The sequence below is a fragment of the Micromonospora sp. NPDC048871 genome (assembly GCF_043198155.1).
In the GTDB taxonomy this organism is placed as follows: domain Bacteria; phylum Actinomycetota; class Actinomycetes; order Mycobacteriales; family Micromonosporaceae; genus Micromonospora.
In genome coordinates this window covers 307,854-332,889 of record NZ_JBICUM010000007.1, presented here as the reverse complement: position 1 = coordinate 332,889, position 25,036 = coordinate 307,854, and the positions used below count along the sequence as shown (strand labels likewise).

The following is a 25,036-nucleotide window of genomic DNA, read 5'->3' as shown; positions in this document are numbered from 1 at the left end:
ACGCCGCACCCGCTACCCCGTCATCCGCAAGAACGCCATCCACAAGGGCAAATAACACCCCACCCCCACACCACCACGAACACACCCACACCACACCGCCAGACCACCCTGCCCACACAACGGTCAAAACACGAGGATCGGGCGGGCACTCCGTGAGGAGTGCCCGCCCGATCGGCGTTACGGGGTGACGGTCAGCCGCCAGGCCGGCCCGGTGCCGGTCGGGTGGGCGGCCTGCCCGGTCGACCATTGCCGCCGCCGTCGTCGTCATCGTCGTTGCCGCCACCGCCACCGGCGCTGACCGTGATCATCACGATGCCGCCCTTGATGGTGCGACCCTCCGGACTGGTGCCGGCGGCGCTGCCGGCGGGGCAGTCCGAGGCGACCCGGCTGCTCGACACGACCGGTGTGAAGCCGGCACCGGAGAGGCGGGACTTCGCCTGATCGATGCTGAGGCACCGGACCCCGGGGATGCTCCGCTGGTCACCCAGAGCGATCTTCTGGCCGGGTGGCTCGAAGTTGATCGCCTTCTTGCCGTTCATGGCGGCCTTCAGGGTCTGGAAGACCGGGGGGTTGATGCCGTCGGTGGGCTTGTGCTTCATCTTCACGTTGGTCTGCGGCCAGTCCGGGTCGGCCAGAATGCCGGCCACCGCGTACTGCTTGGTCATCGCGACCAGGGAGGCGCTCTTCTCGCCGTCGGTGGTGCCGGACTTGCCGGCGATCGGCTTGCCGACGATCCAGCGGCCCTCGCCGGCCGTACGGCTGCCGCCGCACTTGCTGGTCGAGGAGTTGTCACCGACCGGGCAGCGGGCCGCGTCGACGGCCGCCCGGGCCACCTCCGTGCTGACTCGCTTCTCGCAGCGCGGGTTGGCCACGTCCAGCTTGTTGCCGTCCAGGTCGCGGATCTCCTGCACCGGGATCGGCTCGCAGTACTTGCCGTCGGCGGCCAGGGTGGCGTACGCGTTGGCCAGTTCCAGCGGCGTGGTGTCCGTGACGCCCAGGGTGAACGCGCCCCACTGGTTGGCGGCCGTCTTGTCGTTGGCCCAGCGGTTCTCCTCGCTGACCCGGAACTGGATGCCCAGACGCTTGGCCGCGTCGACCACGTTCGCCGCACCTACCTGCTGTTGCAGGGGCACGAAGTAGGTGTTGGTCGAGGCCGAGAAGGCGCTCCACATGTCCTTGATGCCGCCCGGCTGCTTGTTCGAGTTGGTGGGGCAGTAGAAGTGCGTGCCCGGACAGGTGGCCGGGGCGCCCTGGCGGAGGATGTACTCGGACTTGAACTGCTGTGGCGCGTTGATGGAGTAGCTGAGGGGGATGCCCTTCTCCAGCGCGGCCACGATGGTGAAGATCTTGAACACCGAGCCGGCCTGGTAGCCGGTGATGCCGTCACCGCCGGTGAGCAGCGGGTTCACCGTGTTCGGATAGTTGCCGAGCTTGCCCTTGTTGCGTTGGACCGGATCGCTGTGCGGGCGGTTCTTCGGGTTGTTCGGGTTGTCGAGCTTGAAGTTCCGGTTCACCGACAGGGCGCGTACCCGGCCGGTGCCGGGCTCGACCACGGCGATCATCACCGCTTCCTTGGAGGTCACCGGCTTGGCGGCGCGGACCGCCTTGTCGGCGCCGTCCTGGGCCTGCTTGTCCAGGGTGGTGACGATGGTGTAGCCGCCGCTCTTGAGCCGCCGCTCCCGGTCGTACGTGGTGGAGCCGAAGGTCTCCTGCGACATCCACCAGCGGTAGAAGTAGTCGCAGAAGAAGCCCCAGGCGTTCTTGTTGGTGGCCACACAGCCGTTCGGTGCCCGCTTGCCCTTGACCACCAGCTTGACGGCCTTGGCCTCGTCGGCCTGCTGCTGGGTGATCGCGCCGGTCTTGACCATGTTGTCGATGACGTAGTCGCGCCGGGCGACCGCCTGCGGGTAGCCGCTCTTGGTGGTCGGGTCGAAGGAGGTGGGGGCCTTGACCAGACCGGCCAGCATGGCGGCCTCTTCGATCTTCAGGTCCTTGGGCTTCTTGTTGAAGTAGACCTGACTGGCGGCGAAGACGCCGTACGCGCCGTTGCCGAAGGCGGCGAGGTTGAGGTAGCGCTCCAGGATCTCGTCCTTCGACAGCTCCTTGTCGAGCTGGATCGCGTAGCGCATCTCGCGCAGCTTACGAGCGCTGGTGTCCTCGGTAGCGGCCAGTACGTCGGCGGGATGAGTGGCCGAATAGGCGATGCTCATCCGGACGAACTGCATGGTCAGGGTCGAGGCGCCCTGCCGGTCGTTGGTGGCGGAGCTGTTGTTGACGAAGGCCCGAGCCACCCCATTGAGATCGACTCCGTTGTGCTTGTAGAAGTCGTGATCCTCGGCGGCGATGATCGCGGCCCGCATGTGCGGGGAGATGTCGTCGAACTTCACTTCCCGCCGGTTCTCGTCGTACATGGTGGCCAGCGGGGTCTTGCCGTCGGAGGCGAGCAGATAACTGATCTGGGGAGGGCGGGCCAGGGTCAGTTCCCTGGGCAGGGCACCGAAGGTGTCCGCTCCGGCCTTCGCGGCCAGGCCTGACATCGCCACTGCGGGAAAGGCCGCGGCGGCGACCACCACGCCGGCCAACAGCCCGCAGATGAGCAGCGATGCGGCATTGGTCAGGACATTGTGGTCACGTTTCCGCATCCAGGTCACCTCGTCAGGGTACGCGAACAGGTAACGAGGGGCGCTGGGGCGTCTTTTCCCCATTTCCTGCGCGCGCCGGCCTCGTTGTGCTAAACGCGTGACACCGGGTGTCCGGTTGCGTGATCCAGTCGAGTTTCCTCCGTGCGGGGGCGACTCGCAGCGTTTTCGTGGACTCCGGTGGGGTAAGCGGGGGGCCCGAGCCCGAGAAGCCGGGAGTGTCCGGAATGATGGATTTGGCCGACAACGTTGCGTAATCGGGCAACTACAGAGCATGATGAGGGCGGCGACAGCGCCACATGAGTCGTCCGTGCCGCCTTGGGGTGAGGTGTGCCGGACGACCGGGGGAAATGCCGGCTGGCCCGCGACGGCGTCGGTAGTACTGCAAGGGGGGACGAGTACAGATGGGCATGATCACTGACTGGCCGTCGCTGGCGGCGTGTCAGAACGGGGACCCGGACGCGTTGTTCGTACAGGGCGCCGAACAGAACGTGGCGAAGCGGATCTGCCGTAGCTGCCCAGTCCGGTACGAGTGCCTGGCCGACGCGCTGGACAATCGCATCGAGTTCGGCGTCTGGGGCGGCATGACCGAACGCGAACGCCGGGCCCTGCTGCGCCGCCATCCGCAGGTAGCCAGCTGGCGCAAGATGTTCGAGGCGGCGATGAAGAAGAACGCCAAGGACAAGAGCGGCAAGGACAAGATCCTGGTCACCACCGGCGCGGTCGGCAACGACTGATCGCCGCACCGGCCCCGGGGTCCAGGGCGGCTGATCGCCGCACCGACGCCCGGAGTCAGGAGCGGCTGATCGCCGCTGCGATCGTGCGTAGCCCGTCGACGTCGTGCACGTCGGCGGGCTGCGCCGTCACCGACACGGTCGGCACCTGCGGAAACTCGTCCGTGAACCGCGCGGCCACCTGCTGTTCGCGTACCGACTGCTCGGCCAGGGCGGCATGCGCGAGCAGCACCTCGACGGTGCCCTCATGGCCCCCGACGGACCGCAGCCGGTCGGCGGCGGCCCGGCTGGTCTGCGCGTCCAATTCGGCAACCGCCGGGCGGTGCACCCGGTTGAGCACCAGACCGACCAGCGGCATCTTCTCCTCGCGGAGCCGGCCGGCGAAATAGGCGGCCTCCCGGACCGCGTCCGGCTCGGGCGCCGCGACCAGCAGAAAGGCCGTCTCCCGGGCCTGGAGGATGCGGTACGTCTGCTCCGCGCGCTGCCGGAAGCCCCCGAACATGGAGTCCAGGGCGGCGACGAAGCCGGACAGGTCGGTCAGCAGTTGGGTGCCGAGCACCTTCTGCACCACCCGGGAGAACATCCCGAACGACGCCGTGACCAGGCTGAACATGCTGCGTCCCCCGGTACGCGCCGGGGCCAGCAACAGCCGGAGCATCCGCCCGTCGAGGAACCGGGACAGCCGGGCGGGTGCGTCGAGGAAGTCCAGCGCCGAACGGGACGGCGGGGTGTCCACCACGATCAGATCCCACTCGCCCCGGGCGTGCAGCTGGCCCAGCTTCTCCATGGCCATGTACTCCTGGGTGCCGGAGAAGGTGGAACTCATCGCCTGGTAGAAGGGGTTCGCGAAGATCTCCGCTGCCTTCGCCGGATCGGTGTGCGCCAGCACGACGTCGTCGAAGGTGCGCTTCATGTCGAGCATCATGGCGTGCAACTCGCCGCCGCTGGTCTCGACGTCGATGCCCTTGACCTGCCGAGGGGTGTTGTCCAGCTCGGTCAGGCCGAGCGACTGGGCCAGCCGTCGGGCCGGGTCGATGGTGAGCACCACCGTCCGCCGGCCGTGCTGTTCAGCCGCTCGGAGGGCGAGCGCTGCGGCCGTGGTCGTCTTGCCCACTCCGCCCGCCCCACAGCAGACCACGATGCGTACGCCGGGGTCGGCCAGGATCTGGTCGACGTCCAGCGGCGGCGCGGCGTTGTCGGAAGGCACCAATCGAGCGTATCGGGCCAACCCCGGCCGCGCGTGGGGCCGGCGTCAGGTGTGAGTCAATCGCCTGGGACCAGCGCCGCGGCGAGCAGGTCCAGGCCGGCGCGGTCCACCCCGCCGGGCAGCAACGGCAACTCCAGGAGGGGTACCCCGACCTCCACCAGGTCGGCCCGCAGGGAATCCTCCAACTCCCGGCGAATCACCTGGTCACGAGCCTCCTCGTGTAGCCCGGCGACGATCCTGCCCTCGGTCGGCAGCCCGGCGGCACGCAGCCCACGCGTCAGCTCCGACTGGGTGACCAGTCCTCCGGTGGGCAGCGGCGGCCGAGCCCCGTTGATGATCACCTTGCCGACTCCGAAGCCCAGGGAGGCCAGCTCGCCGATCGCGTCGACCGTCTCCTGCACCGGCATCTCCTCCAGCAGAGTCACCAGGTGCACGGCCGTCATCGGTGAGCGCAGGAGTGCCGCGACCCCCTCGCTCTGGGTCTTGATCGGGCCCACCTTCGCCAGTCGGGCGGTTTCGGCGGTGACGTTCAGGAAGCGGCCGATCCGGCCGGTGGGGGGTGCGTCCAGCACCACCGCGTCGTACACCCGCCGCTTGTCGACCGTACGGGTGGTGGCCTCCTTGACCTTGCCGGTGAGCAGCACGTCCCGTAGCCCGGGGGCGATCGTGGTGGCGAAGTCGATCGCGCCCAGCTTGCGCAGGGCCCGCCCGGCCGCCCCGAGCTTGTAGAACATGTCGAGGTACTCCAGCAGCGCCTCTTCGGCGTCGACCGCCAGCGCGTACACCTCGCCACCGTCGGGTGCCTCGACCAGGTGCCGCTCGGCGTACGGCAGGGGGTCGGTGCCGAACAGTTGGGCGATGCCCTGGCGCCCCTCCACCTCGACCAGCAGGGTGCGACGCCCACCAGCGGCCAGGCCCAGGGCCAGGGCGGCTGCCACGCTGGTCTTGCCCGTGCCGCCCTTGCCGGTCACCACGTGCAGACGAGCGGGCCAATCGGTGCCGGCCCGCTCGGCCGGTCGCTGCTTCGCTCCCACCTGACGAGCCTATCCACCCGACGGCCTCAGGCCACCTCGCAGACCCACCAGCCCGTCTTGCGGATCACGGTGAAGCGCAGCGCCTGGTCGGCGATCTTCTCGTCGGCCGTGGTCACCGTCACGGTGGCGGTGACCGTGGCCCGGTCGCCGGTCTCGTTGTTCACCGTCGGGGTGTCCCAGCGGAACCGGGGGCTCTGGTGGGCCGACAGGTACTCCTCGACCTCGGCGACCTTGGCGCGGATCTTCTCCTGGTCCCGGGCGGCCGAACACACCAGGCGGGCCGCCTTCGCCGCGTCCCGCTCCTGGTAGACGGCGGTGAGGAACTCGTCCACCGCCACCGAGGGCTCCGGCGCCCCCTCGCCGGCCTCGGCCTGGCGCAGGGTGAGGAAGGCGGCCACCCCACCGCCGGCACAGAGCAGCAGCACCACCGCGAGGGCCAGAGCGGCCAGCAGGGCCCCGCGCTTACGGGGCGGTCGACCTGCCGGCGGGTACGGCGGCTGACCGGTCGGCGGGTACGGCGGCTGACCGGCCGGTGGTTGACCAGCGGGTGGGTACGGCGGCTGACCGGTCGGCGGGTACGGCGGCTGACCGGGTGGGGTCGGCGGCAGGTTCACGGGGCCGCTCGGGCCGCTGGTGGGTGGCTGGGTCATCGCGTCCCCCCGGTGTGGGTGCGTCGCCGCGTGGCGCTGGCGAGCCGTGGGATCGGGCGGCCGGGCCGCGCGCCCGTCCAGACCGGAAGGGTAGCGGTCTGAGCGGGTAGCGCGGGGGGCGTGGTGCCTCCGGTGCCGGGGCGCGATCAGCAATCTGCTGGACGAGTGTCGCAAATGCGACCGAACTCAGTCGGATACGCGCGTCCTGTTGATGGGACCAGCGGGTCGTCCTACGGTCGCTCCGGCACGTTCGGGCCGGGGTCGCAGGCAACCACTCCGGGCCGTCAGGCGGCGCCGTGACCAGGTACGACGCCCGGAGGAAGCGCATGCGCGACACGGAGAACACCCCCCGAACCCCCTTGCAGCCCCGGGCCCAGCGGGTCGGCTCCTCCGGCCGGCTGCCGGTCAACGAACGGTCGTACCGGCGTCCGGTCGACCCGCCCGGCCCGGAGCCGCTGGAGGCACGGGAGGAGGACCCCGGGTACGTCATCCACCTGCCGATCAAGGTGACCGACCTGACCACGGCGACCAGCCTGGCCGGTTGGGTGGCCACCTCGCTGAACTTCCTGCCCGAGTTGGACGCGGGGGAGACCGAGGTGTCCACCGCCGACGACCAGAACAACCGACACCGGGTCTTCTGCGATCTGCCCCTGCCGGACCGCACCCGGTGTCCTCAGCCGTACGACCACCATGGCCCCTGCGGGGAACTGCCGACCGCCCCCGAGTAGCGTCCCGCCTCCCGGCCGACCGGTGGACCGTAGGCTGTGGCCGGAAGTGTCCATGCCACCGAGGGAGCTCTCCACCGATGCAGAAGTGGGAATACGCCACCGTTCCGCTGCTGGTCCACGCGACCAAGCAGATCCTCGACAACTGGGGCGAGGACGGCTGGGAACTCGTCTCTGTCGTACCCGGACCCAACCCGGAGCAACTCGTCGCGTACCTGAAGCGGGCCAAGGCATGAGCAACGGGCCGCACGCCAAGTTGGCCGAGCTCGGGTTGGCCCTGCCGGAGGTGGTTCCGCCGGTGGCCAGCTACGTGCCGGCGGTGCAGTCGGGTCAGCACGTCTACGTATCCGGGCAACTGCCGATCGCCGCGGGCAAGCTGCTGGCCACCGGCAAGGTCGGCGCCGGCATCTCCGCCGAGCAGGCCAAGCAGTTGGCCCAGCAGTGTGGCCTCAACGCCCTGGGGGCGATCGACGCCCTGGTCGGCCTGGAGAACGTCGTCAAGGTCGTCAAGCTGACCGGGTTCGTCGCCAGCGCCCCGGGCTTCACCGGCCAGCCCGGCGTGATCAACGGTGCCTCGGACCTCTTCGGTGCCGTCTTCGGCGAGGCCGGCCGCCACGCCCGCAGCGCCGTAGGCGTAGCCGAACTCCCCCTGGACGCACCCGTAGAAGTAGAAGCCATAGTCGAAGTCGCCTAACCCCCTCCCTCACCCTCACCCCCACCCCCTCATCCCCGCGATCTTGCAGTTTTGGTCGGGACGAAGGGCGCTAATCAGGTCGAACCGGCGACCGAAAGTGCAAGATCGCGGGGGCAGGGGGTGGGGGTCGTACGATCGCAGCCATGGGAGGGCATGTGACGGGGGCGGTGACCGCCCTCGCCAGCGAACTTCCGGAGTGGGCGACGCTGCTGCGGGCACCCAATCCGGGCGTGATGACGCTGGAGGGCACCAACACCTGGCTGCTGCGGGCGCCCGGTGCGGCGTACGGGGTCCTCGTCGATCCGGGGCCGGCCGACGAGGGGCACCTGGCGGCGATCGCCGCCGAGGGGCCGATCGGTCTGGTCCTGATCACCCACGGGCATTCCGACCACACCGAGGGCTCCCCGCGGCTGCACGAACTGCTCGGTGGGGTGCCGGTGCGTGCGGTCGACCCGGCGCACAGCATCGACGCCCCGCCCCTGACCGGCGACGGGCCGGACGGCACCGAACTGGGCGGCGAGGGATGCGGGCTGTCCATCCGGCTGGTGCCCACCCCCGGGCACACCGCCGACTCGATCTGCCTGCTGGTCGAGCAGGAGGGTCGACAGGTGGTGCTGACCGGCGACACCATCCTGGGTCGGGGCACCACCGTGGTCGCCCACCCGGACGGTCACCTCGGCGACTACCTGGCCAGTCTGGAACTGCTCTCGGGGTACCGGGGGATCCCGGCCCTGCCGGGACACGGCCCGGCGCTGGCCGACTGCGGTGCCGCCGCCGACTTCTACCTGGCCCACCGACGTGCCCGGCTGGACCAGGTCCGGCTGGCCCTGGACGAGGGCGCACAGACCGCGGCGGAGGTGGTCGCGAAGGTCTACGCCGACGTGGACCGGTCGCTGTGGTGGGCGGCGGAGTGGTCCGTCCGCGCCCAACTGGAATATCTCGGCCGGGAATCCGGCACTGAGACCCCGGGGTTGGAAACACCGTGACCTGCCCGGTCTGTGGAACCGTCGCCGTACCCGGGGCCCGGTTCTGCCACAACTGTGGTGCCGCCCTGCCTGCTGCCGCGACCCTGCCGGCCGCCGAACGCCGGGTGGTGACCGTGCTCTTCGGCGACCTGTCCGACTTCACCTCCTGGTCGGAGGATCTGGACCCGGAGCGGGTGGGCGCGGTCACCGACCGGGTGCTGGCCTCCCTGGCCGGGGCGGTGAAGACCTTCGGCGGGCATGTCGACAAGCTGACCGGCGACGGGATCATGGCGGTCTTCGGTGCCCCGGTGGCCCATGAGGACGACGCCGAGCGGGCCGTGCGCGCCGCCCTGTCCATGCAGCGGGCGGTGCGCCGGGTGCTGGACGACGAGCGGGGTGGCGGCGCGCCGCTGGGGCTGCGGGTCGGGTTGAACACCGGAGACGTGATCGCCGGCATCCAGGCCGCCATCGAGTACACCGTCATCGGGGACACCGTGAACACGGCCGCCCGGCTGGCCGACGCCGCCGCCGTCGGCGCGGTCTACGCGGGGGCCCGCACCGCCGCGGCCACCCGACATGTGGCCAGTTGGCGGGCGCTGCGGCCGTTGCGGCTCAAGGGCAAGCGCGAGCCGGTCGAGGCGTACGAGCTGCTCGGCCTGCTGGACGCCCCGGGGACCCGGTCGGGCCTCGGCGACGAGGCACCCTATGTCGGCCGGGAGACCGAGATCGGCCGGGTGGCCGGGCGACTGGCCGAGGTGATCGACCGGGGTGAGCCCCGGGTGCTGCTGATGACCGCCGAGGCCGGCATCGGCAAGTCCCGGTTCGCCGCCGAGGTGGAGCGCCTAGCCGCCGGCTACGAGGTGGGCGCCGGGCGGTACGCCACCCACACCGGGGCCCGGGTGCTGTCCGTACGCTGTGCCGCCTTCGGTGAACGTCGCCGGCTGGCCCCCCTGGCCGACCTGGTACGCGCCGCTGCCGGCCTGCCCAACGACACCGCCACCGCGGTCACCCGGGCGGCCGTGGAGGAGCGGCTGCGTCGGCTGGGACAGCGCCTCAGCCGGTCCCGCCCCGAGCCCACCCCGGTCGCCGTCGACCAGTTGTTGGCCCTGCTCGGGTACGCCGAACTGCCTGCCGGCACCGACCAGGTCGACTGGAGCGGCGCCCCGCCGCCGGACGCGGACGCGGTGCCGAACGCGGTGGCGGACCTGCTCAGCGCGCTCGCCGCGGAGGCGCCGCTGATGGTCGTGGTGGACGATCTGCACGACGCCACCAGCGAGACCATCCAGGCGCTGGAGGTCACCCTGTCCCGGCTCAGCGGCCCGGTCCTGGTGCTGCTGCTGGGCCGACCCGAACTGGTACGCACCGCCGGCACCCTGACCCGGGTGGCCGACGCCGAGGTGCACGCTCTGCCGCCGCTGCGGGGCGCCGACGCGGCCCGGCTGCTCACCAGCTATCTGGGCGGTGGGCGGCTGCCCCAGGCCGACACCGACCGACTGCTCGCCACCGCCCAGGGCAACCCCTTCTACCTGGCCGAACTGGTGACCCTGCTGATGGAACGGGGGGCCTTGACCGCCGGGGCGGGCAACACCTGGCGGTTGGCACCCCGCTCGCTGGGCAGTCGACTGCTCTCCCGGGACCTGGCGGCCGTGCTGGCGGCGCGGATCGACGCCCTGCCGCCACAGGCCCGGGCCGTGCTGCGGGACGCGGCCGTGGTCGGTGACACCGTGCCCGACGGGGCCCTGGAGGTGTTGCGGGAACAACGCGCGGGCCGGGACGGTCGGCCGGCGGCGGTGGTCGCGGTGGAGTTGGAACGAGCGGTGGAGGAGCTGCTGCAACGCCGCATGCTGCACCGCACCCGGACCGGGTTCGCCTTCGCCACCCCCCTGATGCGGGAGGCGGCGTACTCCGGGGTCAGCAAGGCGGAACTGGCCGAACGGCACGCCGCCCTGGCCCGGTGGGCGGCACCCCGGGAGGGGGCGACCGGCGGCCCGGGTGGCTTCGCCGACGCGGCCCGGGACGACTTCGTGGCCGCCCATGTGGAACGGGCCACCGCCCTGGCCGACGCGGTGACCCTGCGCCCGGACGCCCCGGCCCGGGCGGTCCTGCCCCTTGGGGTGGCGGCGCTGGGCCGGGCCGCCCGCCGATCCTTGCAGGAGGGTGAGCCGGCCCTGGCGGTCGAGTACGCCGAGCGCGCGGCCGAACTGGCCCGTGGCGAGGTGCCGGGTGCGGACCGGGTGGTGCACGCCCGGGCCCTGTTCCAGGTCGGTAGGGCCGCCGACGCCCTGGCCTACGCCGAGAAGATCGCGGCCAACGCCGGGGACCAGGCGGCCACCCGGGTAGGCGCGCTGCTGCTGGCCGGGCAGGCCCAGCAGGTGATGGGTGACCTGCGTCGGGCGGAGACCTGGTGGCGGGAGGCGCTGCAGGTGGCCACGGAGGCCGACCTGCCCGCCCTGCGGGCCTCGGCGATGCGGCGACTGGGCATGGCGGACTTCATCTCCGGCCGGCTGGGTCAGGCCAGCAGCCGGTTGGCCGCCTCGTACCAGGTCAGTCTGGCCGCCCAGGACCGCCGGGGGCAGGCCTGGTCCCTGCAGAACCTGGCCTGGGTGACCACCACCCGGGGGGACTTCGCGGGTACGGACGCCGTCCTCGGTCGGGCGGCGCGACTCTTCGCCGAACTCAAGGACCCCTACGGCCGGGCGTGGCTGCGGGGCACCACGGCCTTCGCCCGGCTGCTGGCCGGTCGGCTGCGGGAGGCGCACCGGCTGGCCCGGGTCTTCCTGCCGTTCGGTGAGCGGGTCGGCGAGGCCTGGGCGGTGGGCACCCTGCGGGCGGTCGACGCGTACGCCAAGGCCGAACTCGGCGAGCTGGCCGACGCCGATCAGGAGGCCAGGCGGGCGTACCGGGAGTTCGCCGCCGTCTCGGACGACTGGGGGCAGGGCTTCGCACTGGTGGTACGCGGGGTGATCGCCCGAGGGCTGGGGGAACCGGAGCATGCCGCCGACCTGTTGACCGACGCCCTGTCCTACGCCCGCCGTACGGGTCATCCGCTGCTCACCGGGATGGCCGGCACCCTGCGGGGTTTCGTGGCGTTGGACTCCGGCGACGGCGCCGCCGCCGAACGGGACGCCCGTGCCGTGCTGACCAGCGTCGAGCCGCACAATCCGCAGGCCCCCGCGCAGGTGGCGCCCCGGGTGCTGTTGGCGACCGCCCGACTGGCGGCCGGGGACTCCGCCACCGCGGTCGGGTTGCTGGCGCCGGTGGCCACCGCGGCGGCCGGTACCCCCTCGTTGCTGTTCTCCCGACGCCAGTCGATGGCCCGGTACGCCTGCGCCCTGCTCGCCCATGGACAGCCCGAGCAGGCGTTGGACTGGGCCCGGCGGGCGGTGCAGATGCCGGCGGAGGACGTGCGCAGCCAGGTGATCGGGCTCAGCGTGCTCGCCGAGACGTTGGCCGCCTGCGGTCACCGGGCCGAGGCGAGGACCCGCGCCGAGGAGGCGGTCCACCTGGCGTACGCCACCGAGCAGCGCAGTGAGCGGGCCGCCGCCGAGGAGTTGCTCGGCCGCCTGCGCTGAAACTCCTCCCCGGACGTACGACGAACTCCGTCGATGCTGCGGCGAGTTGGTACGGCAGATGCAGTTCTGTCGGTTTCGGTGATGTTGTCCGTCGGAGTCGGCCGATAGCGTGCATGGTGCACGCGGCCGTCGATGTGGACGGTCACGCCGACAGGGGAGGGCATGAGATGAGGCTGCCGCGCTCGGTTGCCGGCTGGACGATCGCGGTGTTCGGTGTGTTGGCGCTGGTGATGGGGGCCGTCGGGCTGCTCTGGCCGGAGGCGCTGCTGGGGATGCTCGGTTTCGAGATACCCGAGACCCGGATGGCCGGCGACTACACCGGGGTCTTCGTGACGGCCTCCTCGATGGCCTCGTTCAACATGGGGGTCTACTACCTGCTGGCCACCGCCACCGAGTGGCGGGCCTTCTACCGCTTCACGGTGGTCTTCCGTCTGGTCACCTTCACGGTGTTCACCCTCGCGGTGCTGGCCGACGTGGCCCCGGGCCGGTTCTTCGGGGTGGCGGCCTGGGAGGGCGTGGGGGCGTTGGCCACCGCCGCCGGTCTGTGGTGGGACGCCCGGCGAGGCGGCGGAGCTGCGGATTCGGCTGGGCGCGGCGGTGCGGAAACGTCGAGGGTGGAACCGTCCGCCGATGCGGTTCATTGAGCCGCTGTAGCAGTTGGGTATTTTCGATACCGTGACCGACACGCAGCCCGGCTCCCTGCCGACGCCCATTGTGCCTGGTCTGACTGATTTGCAGGTGTTCGCCCGGGGCGGGTACGCGACAGTTTACCGAGCCACCCAGATCTCGGTGGGTCGCGAGGTGGCGGTCAAGGTGGAGAACCGCACCCTGGTCAGCGAGCGGGACCAGGCGCGGTTCCTGCGCGAGGCGCGGGCCGCCGGCCGGATGTCCTCACACCCGCACGTGGTGGACCTGTTCGACGTCGGTGTGACCATCGACCAGCACCCGTACCTGATCATGGAGTTGTGTGACGGGTCGTACGCCGAACGGATGCGCACCTCCCGGTTGGATGCCGTGGAGGCCCGCGACCTCGGTGTCAAGATCGCCGACGCGATCGCCCACTCGCACGGCGCCGGGGTGCTGCACCGCGACGTGAAGCCGGCCAACATCCTGTACTCGCACTTCAACACCGCCGTGCTGGCCGACTTCGGGCTGGCGGTGGTCGCCGAGATGCGGGACGCCTCGGTCGCCCTGGAGGTGCTCACCCCGGCGTACGCGCCGCCGGAGATGTTCAACCACAGCCCGCCGTCCCCGGCCGTGGACGTGTACGCGCTCTGCGCCACCCTCTACGCGGTCATGCACGGGCGTCCGCCCCGGTGGCAGTCCGAGCGCAACCCGAGCCTGGTGACCGTGCTGGAGATGTTCCACCAGCCGATTCCCAGCCTGCCCGGGGTGCCGGAGGACCTGATGGAGGTGCTCCGCGCGGGAATGGCCAACGATCCCGGGGAACGGCCGTCCGCCGCGGAGCTGCGCGACCTGCTGACCAACCTCTCCCTGGGGATGCCCGGCGGGTACACCCAGGGCGGTTCGTTCGGGTACGGGGGTGGCCGCTACGACCTCGCGTACCCCACGGCCCGGGAGGGCCAGCCGGTCGAGGGGGCCTCCGCCGGTTCGACTCAGCGGCGGCGTCGGCGTCGCTGGTTCTTCGGGGTGGCGGGGGTGGCCGCGTTGGCCGCCTCGGCCGGGGTCGGTGCCTGGGCTGCCGGTGGCATGCCGTCGACACAGGCCACCCTGCCCCCTCGCCCCTCGGCTACCGGTGTCCTCCGCCCGGGTTGCGCGACAATGCCGGAGACCCTGCCCAGCGGTGTCCGGTGCGCGGAGGAGTTGGAGTGCTTCGGGCCGGTGCAGGTGCGTGGTCAACGGGCCCAGGCCAGTCGGGTGCCGTGCGACACCCGGCACACCTGGGAGAGCTACGCCCTGGGGGAGTTGCCGGCGGCGCTGCTGGACGCCGGTCATGACGAGATCGTGGCTGATCCGGCTGTCCAGCGGGTCTGCAACGAGGAGACCTTCCGGCTGGTCACCGGGGGCCGTCAGCCCATCGGCTGGAACCTGGAGGTGCTGCCGCCGGCCGAAGGGGAGGCCGGCCGCATGTACCGCTGCCTGGCCGGACGTGGGCTCAACGGGCTGGCCTCACCCACCCTCACGGGTGGTTGAGGGGTAGACACTGCTCACTGGCCGTCGTCGCGGCGGTAGCGGGCTCGCATGGCCCGGACCGCGTCGCGGTCACCCAGGGTCTCCAGGGTGTCGGCGTCCACCCCGGGAGGCGCGGGGTCGGCCGGCCCGAGCGGCTGCGGGGGATCGGGGGCAGCGGTGGCCTCCTGTTGGCGGGCCGCGGTCACGGCCACCCCGGAGATGGTGGCCAGCAGGACGCAGAGCAGGGCCATCGCCACGCCGAGCAGATCCTGCCGGCCTCCGGCGATGAGTGACACCAGCAACCAGAGGGCCGCGACGGCGGCGGCCACCGCGACGGTGCGGGCGTCGGAGATGCGCTTCACCCGTCCAGAATGTCGGGGATCGCCGCGCTGTCAACCACGGGCTTCCCATCATTGGGAAAATCCTCGGCTGCCAACTGGTGAAGACAGCCTCATTGATGAACAGGTTGTTACATTCCTCAGGGTGGATGCCATGAATGATCCCCCTCTGTCCGGAGATGTGACGAGTCCTGAGTATCTAGAGTGGTCGATGGTCGAGCCTCGACTCGACGTCCCCCACCCACCGGAAGGCATCCATATGTCACCAGTCCGGACCCTGGCCGCGGCAGCTACAGCCGGCGTACTGCTTGCCGGGATGGCGGTGGCACCCGCCGCTGCCGCCCCGACCGCCATCGGTGGTGCGACCGTCTCGCACCGCACCAGCATCACGGAGAGCCTGCGCGTCGACCGGGTACCCACTCCCAAGATGAACTGGGCGGAGTGCGACGAGGGCGCCGAGTGCGCCACGGTCGACCTGCCACTGGACTACGACGACCCGAAGGGCCCCACCGTCGAGGTGGCGGTCGTGCGGGTCAAGGCACGAGACCAGCAGCGCAAGATCGGCAGCCTGTTCATCAACCCGGGTGGCCCCGGGGTTCCGGCCAGCGACACCGTCCTGGCTTCGCCGTACTTCCTCAGTGACGTGCTGCTGGAGCGGTTCGACATCATCGGGATGGACCCGCGCGGGGTGGGTGCCAGCAACCCGATCAGGTGCTTCAGGTCGGTAGCGGAACAGACCCGGGCGTACGAGGGGTTGAACGTGGCCTTCCCGTACACCAGGGCGGAGGAGAAGGCGTACGTTGCCTCCTCGGCCGCCGTCGGTAAGGCCTGTTCCACCACGGGCAGGCCGATCAGCGGCGCGATGTCCACCGCTCAGGTGGCCCGGGACATGGACGTGCTGCGCCGGGCCCTCGGTGACCAGAAGCTGACCTACCTGGGATACAGCTACGGCAGCATCCTCGGGCAGTACTACGCGAACATGTTCCCCGACCGGGTCCGGGCCGTGGCGATCGACGGGGTGCTGGACGCGACCGCCTGGGTCGGCGGCGGGAAGTACGGCGACCTGGACCAGGAGTCGCGGATGCGCAGCGCCCAGGGCGCGTACAAGGCGCTCAGCGAGATTATGAAGCGGTGCGAGAGTGTCGGCGCCGAGGTCTGCCCGCTGGCCCCCGGCGACCCGATGGCCAAGTTCGAGTTGGCGATGCAACGGCTCAAGGCCGGGCCGGTGGTGATCGAGGTCCCGTACCTGGGCCCGCGAACCTTCACCTACACCAGCTTCATCGGGTCCGTCCTCAGGTTGATGTACTACCCCTGGAACGACGGCGACATCGTGTGGTTGACCGCAGAGGTGCTTCGGTTGACCGACCCGACGGCATCCGAGGCGGACCGGGAGCAGGCGCGGGCCGCCCTGGCCCAGCGGCTGGCCAAGGCCAACATCGACGACATTCCGTACGACAACATGCTGGAGGCCTTCCTCGGCGTCGACTGCGCCGACGCCAACCACCCGAAGGCGCTCGCCTCCTGGCCGGCCCGGGCGGCTCGGGCCGACAAGCGGGACCCCTACTTCGGTCGGCTCTGGACCTGGGCCAGCGCGCCCTGCGCCCGAGGCAGTTGGACCGTCCGCGACGAGGACCGGTTCACCGGCCCCTTCAACCGACGGACCGCCAACCCGGTGCTGGTGGTCGGCAACTACTGGGACCCCTCCACCAACTACAACGGGGCGGTGTCCACCTCGAAGCTGCTGCCGAACAGCCGGCTGCTGTCCAGCGACAGTTGGGGACACACCGCGTACGGGACCTCGGCCTGCGTGACCGATGCCATGGACGCGTACCTGCTGCAGGTGACCCTGCCCAGGAAGGGCACGGTCTGCAAGGGTGACATCCAGCCCTTCCAGGAGGTGCCGGAGTTCGCCGCGACCACCCGGGCCCAGGTGTCCGGCAGCGACATGGCCGCGCGGAGCGCGCCGCTTCGCGGCGCCCCGAAGCAACTACCCCCGGTAGTGGCGCCGCTGCCGGTAGCGACACTGAGCGGCCACTGAGTTACGTTCGATTCACCGGGGTACGGCCGGCGTTCGGGTCGCCCGCCGTACCCCGGCCCTTCTTCCCGGTCTCAGTAGGACTTGTCCTGGCCGAGGAGGTGTTGGGCGACGAAGTTGAGGATCATCTCGCGGCTGACCGGAGCGATCCGGCTGGCGCGTACCGCCCCCAGCAGGGTGGCCACCCCGTACTCCGTGGTCATGCCGGCCCCGCCTAGGGCCTGGACGGCGGTGTCGACGGCCAGCGCCGCCGCCTCGCTGGAGGCGTACTTGGCCATGTTGCCGGCCACCCCCGCCTCCAGATCCCGGCCGGCGTCGTAGAGCGCCGCCGCCTTCTGGATCATCAGCCGGGCCAACTCCACCTGCACGGAGGCGTGGGCCAGGGGGTGGGAGACCCCCTGGTGGGTGCCGATGGTCCGGCCGCCCCAGACCGTCCGGGTGGCGGTGTACTCCGTGGCCCGTTCGATGGCGTACCGGCCGGTGCCGGCACCCATCGCGGCCACCGTGATCCGCTCCGGGTTAAGCCCGGAGAACAGCGCCGGCAGACCGGCGTCCAGGGACTCACCGACCAGGGCGTCGGCGGGCAGCCGGACCTCGTCCAGGTAGAGCAGGAACTGGTTCTCCGGGGACACGATCTCCATGTCGAGCTTGGAACGGGTCATTCCGGGGGCATCGGTGGGCACCAGGAACAACGCGGGCTTGAGCTTGCCGGTCGTGGCGTCCTCGGTGCGGGCCACCACCAGTACGTGCTGCGCCTCGTCGACCCCGGAGATGTAGCACTTGCGTCCGGACAGCAGCCAGTCGTCACCGTCGCGGCGGGCCACCGTGGCCAGGCGGTGGAAGTTCGACCCCGCCTCCGGCTCGGTGATCGCGAAGACGATCTTCTGGGAGCCGTCGGCCAACCCGGGCAGGTGGCGTTTGCGCTGCTCCTCGGTGCCGTGTCGGTGGATCACCGTGGCGGCGATCGCGGGGGAGACCACCAGCAGCAGCAACGGGCAGCCGGCTGCGGCCAACTCCTCGCAGACGATGGCCAGTTCGGTGATGCCGCCGCCACCCCCGCCGTACTCCTCGGGGATGTTGACCCCCAGGTAGCCGAGCCGACCCGCCTCGTGCCACAGCTCGGTGGTGTGCTCACCGGCCTTGGCCTTCTCCACGAAGTAGCGGTGACCGTACCGGCGGCCCAGCGCGCGTACCGCCTCGCGTAGCTGGTCCTGTTCCGGGCTGAGGTCGAAGTTCATCACGATGCCTCCTCGAGCGGGTTGACCACGGCCAGCACGGCACCCGTGTCGACCTGCCCGCCGGGGGACACCGGCAGCTCGGTGACCACGCCGTCGGTCGGGGCGAAAACGGGGTGTTCCAGCTTCATCGCTTCCAGGGTCAGCAGCAGGTCACCGGCGGCGACCTGCTGACCGACCTCGACGTGCACCCGGGTCACCGCGCCGGGCAGCGGGGCCAGCAGCGACCCGGCGGCCAGCGCCGCGCCGGGCAGCGGGAACCGCGGCGACTCGACCAGCCGCGCCGAGCCGTCCGGGCCGTCCACGAAAACCTCGGACCCGGTCCGGTGTACGCGGTACCCCCGCCGCACCCCGGCCACCTCCAGCACGACCCGCTCCGGGCTGGCCTCGATCAGGGTGACCGCCTCGCCCGTCTCCGCACGGGCCTCGCCGGACTCGTTCGGCGTGGCTGGGGTCGAGCCGGCGTGGTTGGGGGAAGCGGCGGTCGAGTCGGCAGAGGTCGACCAGTGGGCCAGTCGACCCGCACGGTCCAACCGGTAGCGGACCTCGATCTCGCCACCGTCGCCGCCGGTGAACCGGGTGACCTGCCCGACGGCGGGCACGTTGCGCCAGCCGGACGGCAGCCCGGCCAGCACCGGGGCGGCGGCGCGGCGGGCGGCGGCCGAGGCCAGCGCGGCGGCCAGGGCCACCAGGGGAAGCTCAGCGGGAGGCAGCAGCGGGGCCAGGACCTCCGGGTGCCGGTCCAGGAAACCCGTGTCGACCTGCGCGGCGGCGAACTCCGGGCTGCGCAGTACCCGGACCAGCAGGTCCCGGTTGGTGGTGACGCCGTGCAGTTCGGCCCGGGCCAGGGCACCGGCCAGGGCGCGGGCCGCCTCGACGCGGGTGGGTGCCCAGGCGATCAGCTTGGCGAGCATCGAGTCGTAGTGCACGCCGACCGCCGAACCGTCGATCACCCCGGAGTCCAGCCGCAGCCCCTGGTGCGGGGTGAACTCGGCGGCCACCCCGGGCACGGTGAACCGGTGCAGGGTGCCGGTGGCCGGGCGGTACCCCTGGGCGGGGTCCTCGGCGCAGAGGCGTACCTCGATGGCGTGGCCCCGCACCGGCGGGGTAGCCGACAGGGGCAGGGGCTCACCCTCGGCGACCAGCAGTTGCAGCCGGACCAGGTCCAGCCCGGTGACCGCCTCGGTGACCGGGTGTTCCACCTGGAGTCGGGTGTTCATCTCCAGGAAGAAGAACTCGCCCGCCTCGCTGAGCAGGAACTCCACCGTGCCCGCCCCGACGTAGTCGACCGCCTGGCCGGCGGCCACCGCCGCCTGATGCAGGCGGTCCCGCAACTCCGCGTCGAGCAGGGCCGGTGCCTCCTCGACGATCTTCTGGTGCCGGCGCTGGATCGAGCAGTCCCGCTCGCCGAGGGCCAGCACCGTACCGTGCCGGTCCCCGACGATCTGCACCTCGACGTGCCGACCCCGTTCGACGTACCGCTCGATGAAGACCGTGCCGTCGCCGAAGGCCGAGGCCGCCTCGCGGCGCGCACTCGCGACGGCCTCGGGAAGCCCGGCCGGGTCGCGGACGATCCGCATGCCGCGCCCGCCGCCCCCGGCGGCGGCCTTGACCAGCACCGGGAAGTCGGTCACCTGGTCCGCCTCGCTCCAGCTGGGCAGCATCGGTACCCCGGCCTCGGCCAGCAGGGTCTTGGCAGCCAGCTTGTCGCCCATCGCGGCGATCGCCTTGGCGGGCGGGCCCACCCAGGTCAGGCCGGCGTCGGCCACCGCCGTGGCGAAGTCGGCGTTCTCGGCCAGGAAGCCGTAGCCGGGGTGGACGGCGTCCGCCCCACAGCGCCGGGCCGCGTCGAGGATCAGGTCGATCCGCAGGTACGTCTCGGCGGGGGTGTGACCGGGCAGGCGTACGGCCTGGTCGGCCTCGGCGACGAAAGGCGCCTCGGCGTCCGCGTCGGAGTGCACCGCCACCGTCTCGATGCCCAGCGCCCGGCAGGTGGCGAAGATCCGGCGGGCGATCTCCCCCCGGTTGGCGACGAGCAGCCGACTGATCACGGGGCCAACCTTTCGTTCGCGACTGCGGGACTCCGCTTCGCTGCATTCCTCGCGCTCACGGGCATCTGCCTCACATTCGGAAGACGCCGAAGCCGTCGGCGCCCTTCACCGGTCCGTTGTGGATGGCCGACAGGCAGAGCCCTAGGACGGTACGGGTGTCCCGAGGATCGATCACCCCGTCGTCGTAGAGCCGACCGGAGAGGAACAGCGCCCCGGACTGCGACTCGATCTGCTGCTCGACCATCATCCGCATCGCCGCGTCGGAGTCGGCGTCGAACTCCCGGCCCCGGGCGGCGGCGGCCTGCCGGGCCACGATGGACAGCACCCCGGCCAACTGCGCCGGGCCCATCACGGCCGACTTCGCGTTCGGCCAGGTGAACAGGAACCTCGGCTCGTACGCCCGACCGCACATGCCGTAGTTGCCGGCCCCGTACGAGGCACCCAGGTTGACCGTCAGGTGCGGCACCTTCGAGTTCGACACCGCATTGATCATCAGGGCGCCGTGCTTGATGATGCCGCCCTGCTCGTAGGAGGTGCCGACCATGTACCCGGTGGTGTTCTGCAAGAAGATCAACGGGGTGTCGGTGGCGTTGGCCAGCTGGATGAACTGGGCGGCCTTCTGCGCCTCGGCGCTGAACAGCACCCCACGGGCGTTGGCGAGCACCCCGACCGGGTACCCGTGCAGCTCGCCCCAACCGGTGACCAGGGCGGTGCCGTAGGCCGGCTTGAACTCGTCGAACTCGCTGCCGTCGAGCACCCGGGCGAGCACCTCGCGGGGATCGAAGGGCACCCGGAGGTCGGCGCTGACGACGCCGAGCAACTCCTCCGGGTCGTACTTCGGGGGTTGCGGGTGTGGGTTGCGGGGGGCCGAACCCAGCTTGCGCCAGTTCAACCGGCGTACGCACTGCCGGGCCAGCCGGATGCCGTCCCGCTCGTCGGCGGCGAGGAAGTCGGCCAGGCCGCTCGTCGTGGCGTGCATGACCGCCCCACCGAGGGACTCGTCGTCGGCGTCCTCACCGGTGGCCATCTTCACCAGCGGCGGTCCGGCCAGGTAGACCTGGGACCGGTCCCGGATCATGATCGTGTAGTCCGACATCCCGGGCACGTAGGCCCCGCCCGCGGTGGCGTTGCCGAAAACCACGCTGACCGTGGGGATCTTCTCGGCCGAGAGCCGGGTCAGGTCACGGAACACCCGGCCACCCGGAATGAAGATCTCCGCCTGGGTGGGCAGATCCGCCCCGGCCGACTCGACCAGGTTCACCATGGGCAGCCGGTTGGCCAGGGCGATCTCACCGGCCCGCCGGGTCTTCGCCAGCGACCAGGGGTTCACCGCCCCGCCGCGTACGGTCGGGTCGTTGGCGAGCACCAGGCACTCGACGCCCTCGATCACCCCGATGCCGGTCACCACGCTGGCCCCGACCGGGAAATCCGTGCCGTATCCGGCGACCGGTGACAGCTCCAGGAACGGGCTGTCCTGATCCAGCAGCAGCTCGATGCGCTCCCGGGGGAGCAGCTTGCCGCGCCCGTGGTGCCGGGTCACGTACTTCTCGCCGCCACCGGCCCGCGCCTGCCGCACGGTGTCGTCCAGTTCGGCGATGCGTTCCAGCAACGCCTCCCGGTTGGCGCGGAACGCCGCCGAGGTGGGATCGACGGCGGTGTCCAGTGTGCTCACGGTGCTCCCTCCGATGCCGGTCCGGCGGTCAGCTCCGTCGGCAGGTCGACCAGCCGGGCACGCAGCAGTTCGCCGAGCGCCTTGGCCTGCGGGTCGAACCGGGTGGAGGCGGCCACCCCGGCACCCAGCAGCCCCTCGATGACGAAGTTGACCGCCCGCAGGTTGGGCAGTTCGTACCGCTGCACCGTCAGCCCGGCGGTCTCCGGCAGCAACTCGGCCAACCGCTCGACGCTGAGCCAGCCGCGCAGCCAGGCCCAGGTCGCGTCCGTACGCGCCCACACCCCGAGGTTCGCGTCGCCACCCTTGTCGCCCGACCGCGCCCCCACCACCTCGCCCAGCGCCCCCCGCCGGGTCGAGTGAAAGGAAGGGCCCCTTATTAACGCCTGGTGTTGTACAGGGGGCCCTTCCAAACAGGTCACCGGGGGCGGCGGGATCGGCACGCGGCTGCCGTCGGGCAGTACGGCGACATGCGCGACGTCGCCCTGCGGCACGGCGTCCGTGGTGAAGACCCCGTACGGGGTGGCGTCCCCGGGCAGCGTGGTCAAGGTGCAACCCGGGTAGGAGGCGAGCGCCAGCTCCACCGCCGCCGCCGAGAAGGCCCGCCCGGCCCGCGACTTGTCCCCGTCCCGCAGGTGTACGTGCAGCAGGGCGCTCGCCGTCTCGGTCTCCACCGCATCCGGATGATCCGTACGGGCCAGGGTGAACTCCAGCCCCTCCGGGCCTACCGACTCGGTCAACTGCGCCTGCACCAGGGCGGCCTTGGCCGGGATGTCCAGCCCGCAGAGTACGAAGGTCATCGAGTTGCGGAAGCCGCCCAGATTGTTGATGCCGACCTTGAGGGTCTCCGGTGGGGGCGTACCCCGGACCCCGCAGACCCGGACCCGGTCCGGCCCTTGCTGATCCAGGGTCACCGTGTCCAACCGGGTCACCACGTCCGGCCCCAGGTAATCCGGCCCGCCCACCTCGTACAACAGTTGGGCGGTGACCGTCTCGACGGTGACCGCCCCGCCGGTGCCCGGATGCTTGGTCAGCACGGCCGAGCCGTCCGGATGCAGCTCGGCGATCGGGAAGCCCGGCCGGTGCCCACCGTCGGGCAGTTCGGTGAAGAAGCTGAAGTTGCCGCCGGTCACCTGGGCCCCGCACTCGATCAGGTGCCCGGCGACGGTCGCCCCGGCCAGCGCGTCCAGGTCGTCGCGTCCCCAGCCGAAGTGGGCGATGGCCGGGCCGACGGCCAGCGAGGCGTCGGTGACCCGGCCGGTCACCACGATGTCGGCCCCACCCTCAAGGCAGGCGGCGATGCCGAAGGCCCCCAGGTAGGCGTTGGCGGTCAGGGCGTCCGGCCTGGCTAGGGCGTCGCCCTCGACGTACCCGACCCGCACCTCGAGCCCGAGCCGTTCGGCGAGGGACCGGACGGCGGCGGCCAGCCCCGCCGGGTTCAGCCCACCGGCGTTGGTGACTATTCGTACGCCCCGGTCCAACGCGGTGCCGAGGGTGCCCTCCAGTTGCCGCAGAAAGGTCTTCGCGTACCCGAGGTCGGGATCGCGCATCCGGTCCCGACCCAGGATGAGCATGGTCAACTCGGCCAGGTAGTCCCCGGTCAACACGTCCAACTCGCCGCCGTCGAGCATCTCCCGCCAGGCCGAGAAACGGTCGCCGTAGAAGCCGGAGGCGTTACCGACCCGCAGCACCGTACCCGTGCCGAAGGTCCGACTCATGCGAGCCGCCCGGTGCCAGCCGGTGCGGTGAGGGGTACGGGCAGGTCGAGCATGATGCCTCCGGGCGGGATCGTCAGTGCCGCGCGCTCCCCGGCGGGTCGGCTGCGGGGGTGAGCAGGGCGGCGAGCTGGTGTTTCCAGGCGTGCAGCAGGGCGGTCCGCCGGGCCGAGTCGTCGCTGAGCAGGTTGGCCACGCCCAGCCCACGCAGCAGGTCGAGGGTCGCCTGCACCGCCTCGCGTACGCCCGGCCGCCGTTCGTCCACCCCGAGCAGCTCGACGGTCAGCCGGTACATCTCCCGGCCCACCCTGGCCTCCAGCGGCAGCAGCGCGGCACGTAGTTCGGCGTCGGTGCGGGCGGCCACCCAGAGTTCCAGGGCGGCGACGAACAGCGGCCCGGTGAAGGCGGCGGCCAGCAGGTCGACGACTCGATCCAGCCGATCCGGGCCGGCCGGCAGGGCCTCGGCCTCGACGCGCAACTCCGCCGCCCGCCGCTCGCTGAGGTGCCCGACGGCGGCGGTGACCAGGGTCGCCTTGGTCGGGTAGTGGTGCAGCTGGGCACCCCGGGAAACCCCCGCCCGATGGGCCACGACCGTGGTGGTGGTGCCGGACCAGCCGTGCTCCACCAGGCAGTCGAGGGTCGCCTCCAGCAGTCGGGCCTGAGTGGCGCGACTGCGTTCCTGCTGAGGGACCCGGGTCGATGCGGTGGACACGCGCACAGCCTGCCCCGCCAGAAACAAACAGTCAAGCCTGACTTTTTATGGCTCCTGCGGGGCTGCGGGGTGCAGCGGTTCGGCCGCCTGAGGTAACCCGAGGTAGCTGGGACGGCTGAGACACGCCACCCGCCCGGCCCAGGTGGTGGGCCGAGCGGGTGGGGTGAGCAGACGGGGTCAGACGCGGGCGCGGCGGGCCAGGCGCTCCGGGTCGAGGATGATGATGCTCTTGCCGTCCAGGCGGAGCCAGCCGCGCGAGGCGAAGTCGGCCAGGGCCTTGTTGACGGTCTCTCGGGAGGCGCCGACGAGCTGGGCGATCTCCTCCTGAGTCAGGTCGTGGGTCACCCGCAGCACGCCGCCGTCGCGGGTGCCGAAGCGGCCGGCCATCTGGAGCAGGTTCTTGGCGACCCGGCCGGGCACGTCGGTGAAGATCAGGTCGGCCAGGGCGTCGTTGGTCCGGCGCAGTCGACGGGCGAGTACCCGCAGCAACTGCTCGGCGATCTCCGGCCGGTTGTTCAGCCAGGGGCGCAGGGCCTGCTTGCGCAGTCGGGCCAGCCGGCTGTCCGTGACCGCGGTGGCGGTGGCCGTACGCGGACCCGGGTCGAACAGGGACAACTCGCCCACCATGTCCGAGGGGCCCATGACCGCGATCAGGTTCTGCCGGCCGTCCGCCGCGCGGCGGCCAACTTTGATCTTGCCGGACAGCAGGATGTAGAGACTGTCGCCGGGCTCGCCCTCGTTGAAGACGACCTCGCCCTTGCGGACCTCGATGGTCTCCATCTCCTTGGCGAGCGCCTCGGCAGCCTCCGGGTCAACGCCCTGGAAGATCCCGCTGCGGGCCAGTACCTCGTCCATCGCGCACACCTCCGGTTGCGCGTGCCGTCTGCTCGGCCGGGACTGCCGTCCGCTGATCCCCTCGCGCGCCGAC

General features: G+C 71.4%; 20 protein-coding genes. 9 read left to right on the top strand and 11 right to left on the bottom strand.

Features of this window, described 5'->3' with window-relative positions; genetic code table 11:
• Positions 1 to 191: 191 nt before the first annotated feature.
• Complete coding sequence (locus ACGFIK_RS18760) at positions 192 to 2,642, bottom strand: transglycosylase domain-containing protein (RefSeq protein ID WP_327023725.1); 2,451 nt, start codon at positions 2,640 to 2,642, stop codon at positions 192 to 194.
• 401 nt (positions 2,643 to 3,043) lie between these two features.
• Here ACGFIK_RS18760 and ACGFIK_RS18755 point away from each other — a divergent pair, with 401 nt between their 5' ends.
• The gene (locus ACGFIK_RS18755) at positions 3,044 to 3,376 is read left to right on the top strand and encodes a WhiB family transcriptional regulator (RefSeq protein ID WP_013736324.1); all 333 of its coding nucleotides are present in this window, start codon (positions 3,044 to 3,046) and stop codon (positions 3,374 to 3,376) included.
• A 55-nt stretch (positions 3,377 to 3,431) separates the two neighbouring features.
• On the opposite strand, the gene ACGFIK_RS18750 is transcribed toward ACGFIK_RS18755, so the two are convergent.
• Genes ACGFIK_RS18750 through ACGFIK_RS18740 form a run of 3 tightly spaced genes read right to left on the bottom strand, consistent with a single transcriptional unit; the run spans position 3,432 to position 6,264 of the window.
• Positions 3,432 to 4,583, bottom strand: coding sequence for an ArsA-related P-loop ATPase (locus tag ACGFIK_RS18750; protein ID WP_327023726.1), 1,152 nt, complete (start codon positions 4,581 to 4,583; stop codon positions 3,432 to 3,434).
• A gap of 53 nt (positions 4,584 to 4,636) precedes the next feature.
• Positions 4,637 to 5,614: an ArsA-related P-loop ATPase gene (locus tag ACGFIK_RS18745; RefSeq protein WP_327023727.1), complete on the bottom strand. Its 978-nt coding sequence runs from the start codon at positions 5,612 to 5,614 to the stop codon at positions 4,637 to 4,639.
• Positions 5,615 to 5,640: 26 nt separating this feature from the next.
• Positions 5,641 to 6,264: a hypothetical protein gene (locus ACGFIK_RS18740; RefSeq protein WP_327023728.1), complete on the bottom strand. Its 624-nt coding sequence runs from the start codon at positions 6,262 to 6,264 to the stop codon at positions 5,641 to 5,643.
• 326 nt (positions 6,265 to 6,590) lie between these two features.
• Here ACGFIK_RS18740 and ACGFIK_RS18735 point away from each other — a divergent pair, with 326 nt between their 5' ends.
• From ACGFIK_RS18735 to ACGFIK_RS18705, 7 genes are all read left to right on the top strand, one after another.
• Positions 6,591 to 6,992: a hypothetical protein gene (locus ACGFIK_RS18735; RefSeq protein ID WP_327023729.1), complete on the top strand. Its 402-nt coding sequence runs from the start codon at positions 6,591 to 6,593 to the stop codon at positions 6,990 to 6,992.
• 77 nt (positions 6,993 to 7,069) lie between these two features.
• Positions 7,070 to 7,225, top strand: coding sequence for a DUF4177 domain-containing protein (locus ACGFIK_RS18730; protein ID WP_012184767.1), 156 nt, complete (start codon positions 7,070 to 7,072; stop codon positions 7,223 to 7,225).
• A complete protein-coding gene (locus ACGFIK_RS18725; protein ID WP_327023730.1) occupies positions 7,222 to 7,683 on the top strand; it encodes a RidA family protein in 462 nt (153 codons plus the stop codon). The genes ACGFIK_RS18730 and ACGFIK_RS18725 overlap by 4 nt, the downstream gene beginning before the upstream one ends.
• 143 nt (positions 7,684 to 7,826) lie before the next feature.
• Positions 7,827 to 8,669, top strand: a complete 843-nt coding sequence (locus tag ACGFIK_RS18720; RefSeq protein WP_327023731.1) for an MBL fold metallo-hydrolase — start codon at positions 7,827 to 7,829, stop codon at positions 8,667 to 8,669.
• Positions 8,666 to 12,220, top strand: a complete 3,555-nt coding sequence (locus ACGFIK_RS18715) for an adenylate/guanylate cyclase domain-containing protein (RefSeq protein WP_327023732.1) — start codon at positions 8,666 to 8,668, stop codon at positions 12,218 to 12,220. The genes ACGFIK_RS18720 and ACGFIK_RS18715 overlap by 4 nt, the downstream gene beginning before the upstream one ends.
• A 167-nt stretch (positions 12,221 to 12,387) precedes the next feature.
• Positions 12,388 to 12,864, top strand: coding sequence for a hypothetical protein (locus ACGFIK_RS18710; RefSeq protein ID WP_327023733.1), 477 nt, complete (start codon positions 12,388 to 12,390; stop codon positions 12,862 to 12,864).
• Positions 12,865 to 12,895: 31 nt separating this feature from the next.
• Positions 12,896 to 14,374 carry a serine/threonine-protein kinase gene (locus tag ACGFIK_RS18705; RefSeq protein WP_327023734.1) on the top strand — a complete coding sequence of 493 codons (1,479 nt, stop codon included), beginning with the start codon at positions 12,896 to 12,898 and terminating at the stop codon, positions 14,372 to 14,374.
• A 14-nt stretch (positions 14,375 to 14,388) separates the two neighbouring features.
• Here the strand turns inward: ACGFIK_RS18705 and ACGFIK_RS18700 are convergent, their stop codons facing one another.
• On the bottom strand, positions 14,389 to 14,715 hold the full coding sequence (locus ACGFIK_RS18700; protein WP_327023735.1) for a hypothetical protein: 327 nt from the start codon (positions 14,713 to 14,715) through the stop codon (positions 14,389 to 14,391).
• A 235-nt stretch (positions 14,716 to 14,950) separates the two neighbouring features.
• On the opposite strand from ACGFIK_RS18700, the gene ACGFIK_RS18695 reads away from it, so the two are divergent.
• Positions 14,951 to 16,729 carry an alpha/beta hydrolase gene (locus tag ACGFIK_RS18695; RefSeq protein WP_327023736.1) on the top strand — a complete coding sequence of 593 codons (1,779 nt, stop codon included), beginning with the start codon at positions 14,951 to 14,953 and terminating at the stop codon, positions 16,727 to 16,729.
• 71 nt (positions 16,730 to 16,800) lie between these two features.
• Here the strand turns inward: ACGFIK_RS18695 and ACGFIK_RS18690 are convergent, their stop codons facing one another.
• The 6 genes from ACGFIK_RS18690 to ACGFIK_RS18665 form a co-directional block, all read right to left on the bottom strand.
• Positions 16,801 to 17,964 (bottom strand): acyl-CoA dehydrogenase, encoded by a 1,164-nt coding sequence (locus tag ACGFIK_RS18690; protein WP_327027375.1) that lies wholly within the window; start codon positions 17,962 to 17,964, stop codon positions 16,801 to 16,803.
• Complete coding sequence (locus tag ACGFIK_RS18685) at positions 17,964 to 20,012, bottom strand: biotin carboxylase N-terminal domain-containing protein (protein WP_327023737.1); 2,049 nt, start codon at positions 20,010 to 20,012, stop codon at positions 17,964 to 17,966. Before ACGFIK_RS18685 ends, ACGFIK_RS18690 begins: the two co-directional genes overlap by 1 nt.
• Positions 20,013 to 20,082: 70 nt before the next feature.
• Entirely contained in the window at positions 20,083 to 21,684 is a 1,602-nt protein-coding gene (locus tag ACGFIK_RS18680; RefSeq protein ID WP_327023738.1) for a carboxyl transferase domain-containing protein, read from the bottom strand.
• Positions 21,681 to 23,399 carry an acyclic terpene utilization AtuA family protein gene (locus tag ACGFIK_RS18675; RefSeq protein ID WP_393340355.1) on the bottom strand — a complete coding sequence of 573 codons (1,719 nt, stop codon included), beginning with the start codon at positions 23,397 to 23,399 and terminating at the stop codon, positions 21,681 to 21,683. The genes ACGFIK_RS18680 and ACGFIK_RS18675 overlap by 4 nt, the downstream gene beginning before the upstream one ends.
• Before the next feature lie 73 nt (positions 23,400 to 23,472).
• Complete coding sequence (locus tag ACGFIK_RS18670; protein ID WP_327023740.1) at positions 23,473 to 24,108, bottom strand: TetR/AcrR family transcriptional regulator; 636 nt, start codon at positions 24,106 to 24,108, stop codon at positions 23,473 to 23,475.
• Between the two features lie 177 nt (positions 24,109 to 24,285).
• A complete protein-coding gene (locus tag ACGFIK_RS18665; RefSeq protein ID WP_013736306.1) occupies positions 24,286 to 24,963 on the bottom strand; it encodes a Crp/Fnr family transcriptional regulator in 678 nt (225 codons plus the stop codon).
• Positions 24,964 to 25,036: the final 73 nt, after the last annotated feature.

What these genes read in the sequence shown, in the direction of transcription:
- ACGFIK_RS18760 (WP_327023725.1), bottom strand. Translation starts at nt 2,642, where the DNA reads ATGCGGAAACGTGACCACAATGTCCTGACCAATGCCGCATCGCTGCTC.
- ACGFIK_RS18755 (WP_013736324.1), top strand. Translation starts at nt 3,044, where the DNA reads ATGGGCATGATCACTGACTGGCCGTCGCTGGCGGCGTGTCAGAACGGG.
- ACGFIK_RS18740 (WP_327023728.1), bottom strand. Translation starts at nt 6,264, where the DNA reads ATGACCCAGCCACCCACCAGCGGCCCGAGCGGCCCCGTGAACCTGCCG.
- ACGFIK_RS18735 (WP_327023729.1), top strand. Translation starts at nt 6,591, where the DNA reads ATGCGCGACACGGAGAACACCCCCCGAACCCCCTTGCAGCCCCGGGCC.
- ACGFIK_RS18730 (WP_012184767.1), top strand. Translation starts at nt 7,070, where the DNA reads ATGCAGAAGTGGGAATACGCCACCGTTCCGCTGCTGGTCCACGCGACC.
- ACGFIK_RS18725 (WP_327023730.1), top strand. Translation starts at nt 7,222, where the DNA reads ATGAGCAACGGGCCGCACGCCAAGTTGGCCGAGCTCGGGTTGGCCCTG.
- ACGFIK_RS18720 (WP_327023731.1), top strand. Translation starts at nt 7,827, where the DNA reads ATGGGAGGGCATGTGACGGGGGCGGTGACCGCCCTCGCCAGCGAACTT.
- ACGFIK_RS18710 (WP_327023733.1), top strand. Translation starts at nt 12,388, where the DNA reads ATGAGGCTGCCGCGCTCGGTTGCCGGCTGGACGATCGCGGTGTTCGGT.
- ACGFIK_RS18695 (WP_327023736.1), top strand. Translation starts at nt 14,951, where the DNA reads ATGTCACCAGTCCGGACCCTGGCCGCGGCAGCTACAGCCGGCGTACTG.
- ACGFIK_RS18690 (WP_327027375.1), bottom strand. Translation starts at nt 17,964, where the DNA reads ATGAACTTCGACCTCAGCCCGGAACAGGACCAGCTACGCGAGGCGGTA.
- ACGFIK_RS18675 (WP_393340355.1), bottom strand. Translation starts at nt 23,399, where the DNA reads ATGAGTCGGACCTTCGGCACGGGTACGGTGCTGCGGGTCGGTAACGCC.
- ACGFIK_RS18665 (WP_013736306.1), bottom strand. Translation starts at nt 24,963, where the DNA reads ATGGACGAGGTACTGGCCCGCAGCGGGATCTTCCAGGGCGTTGACCCG.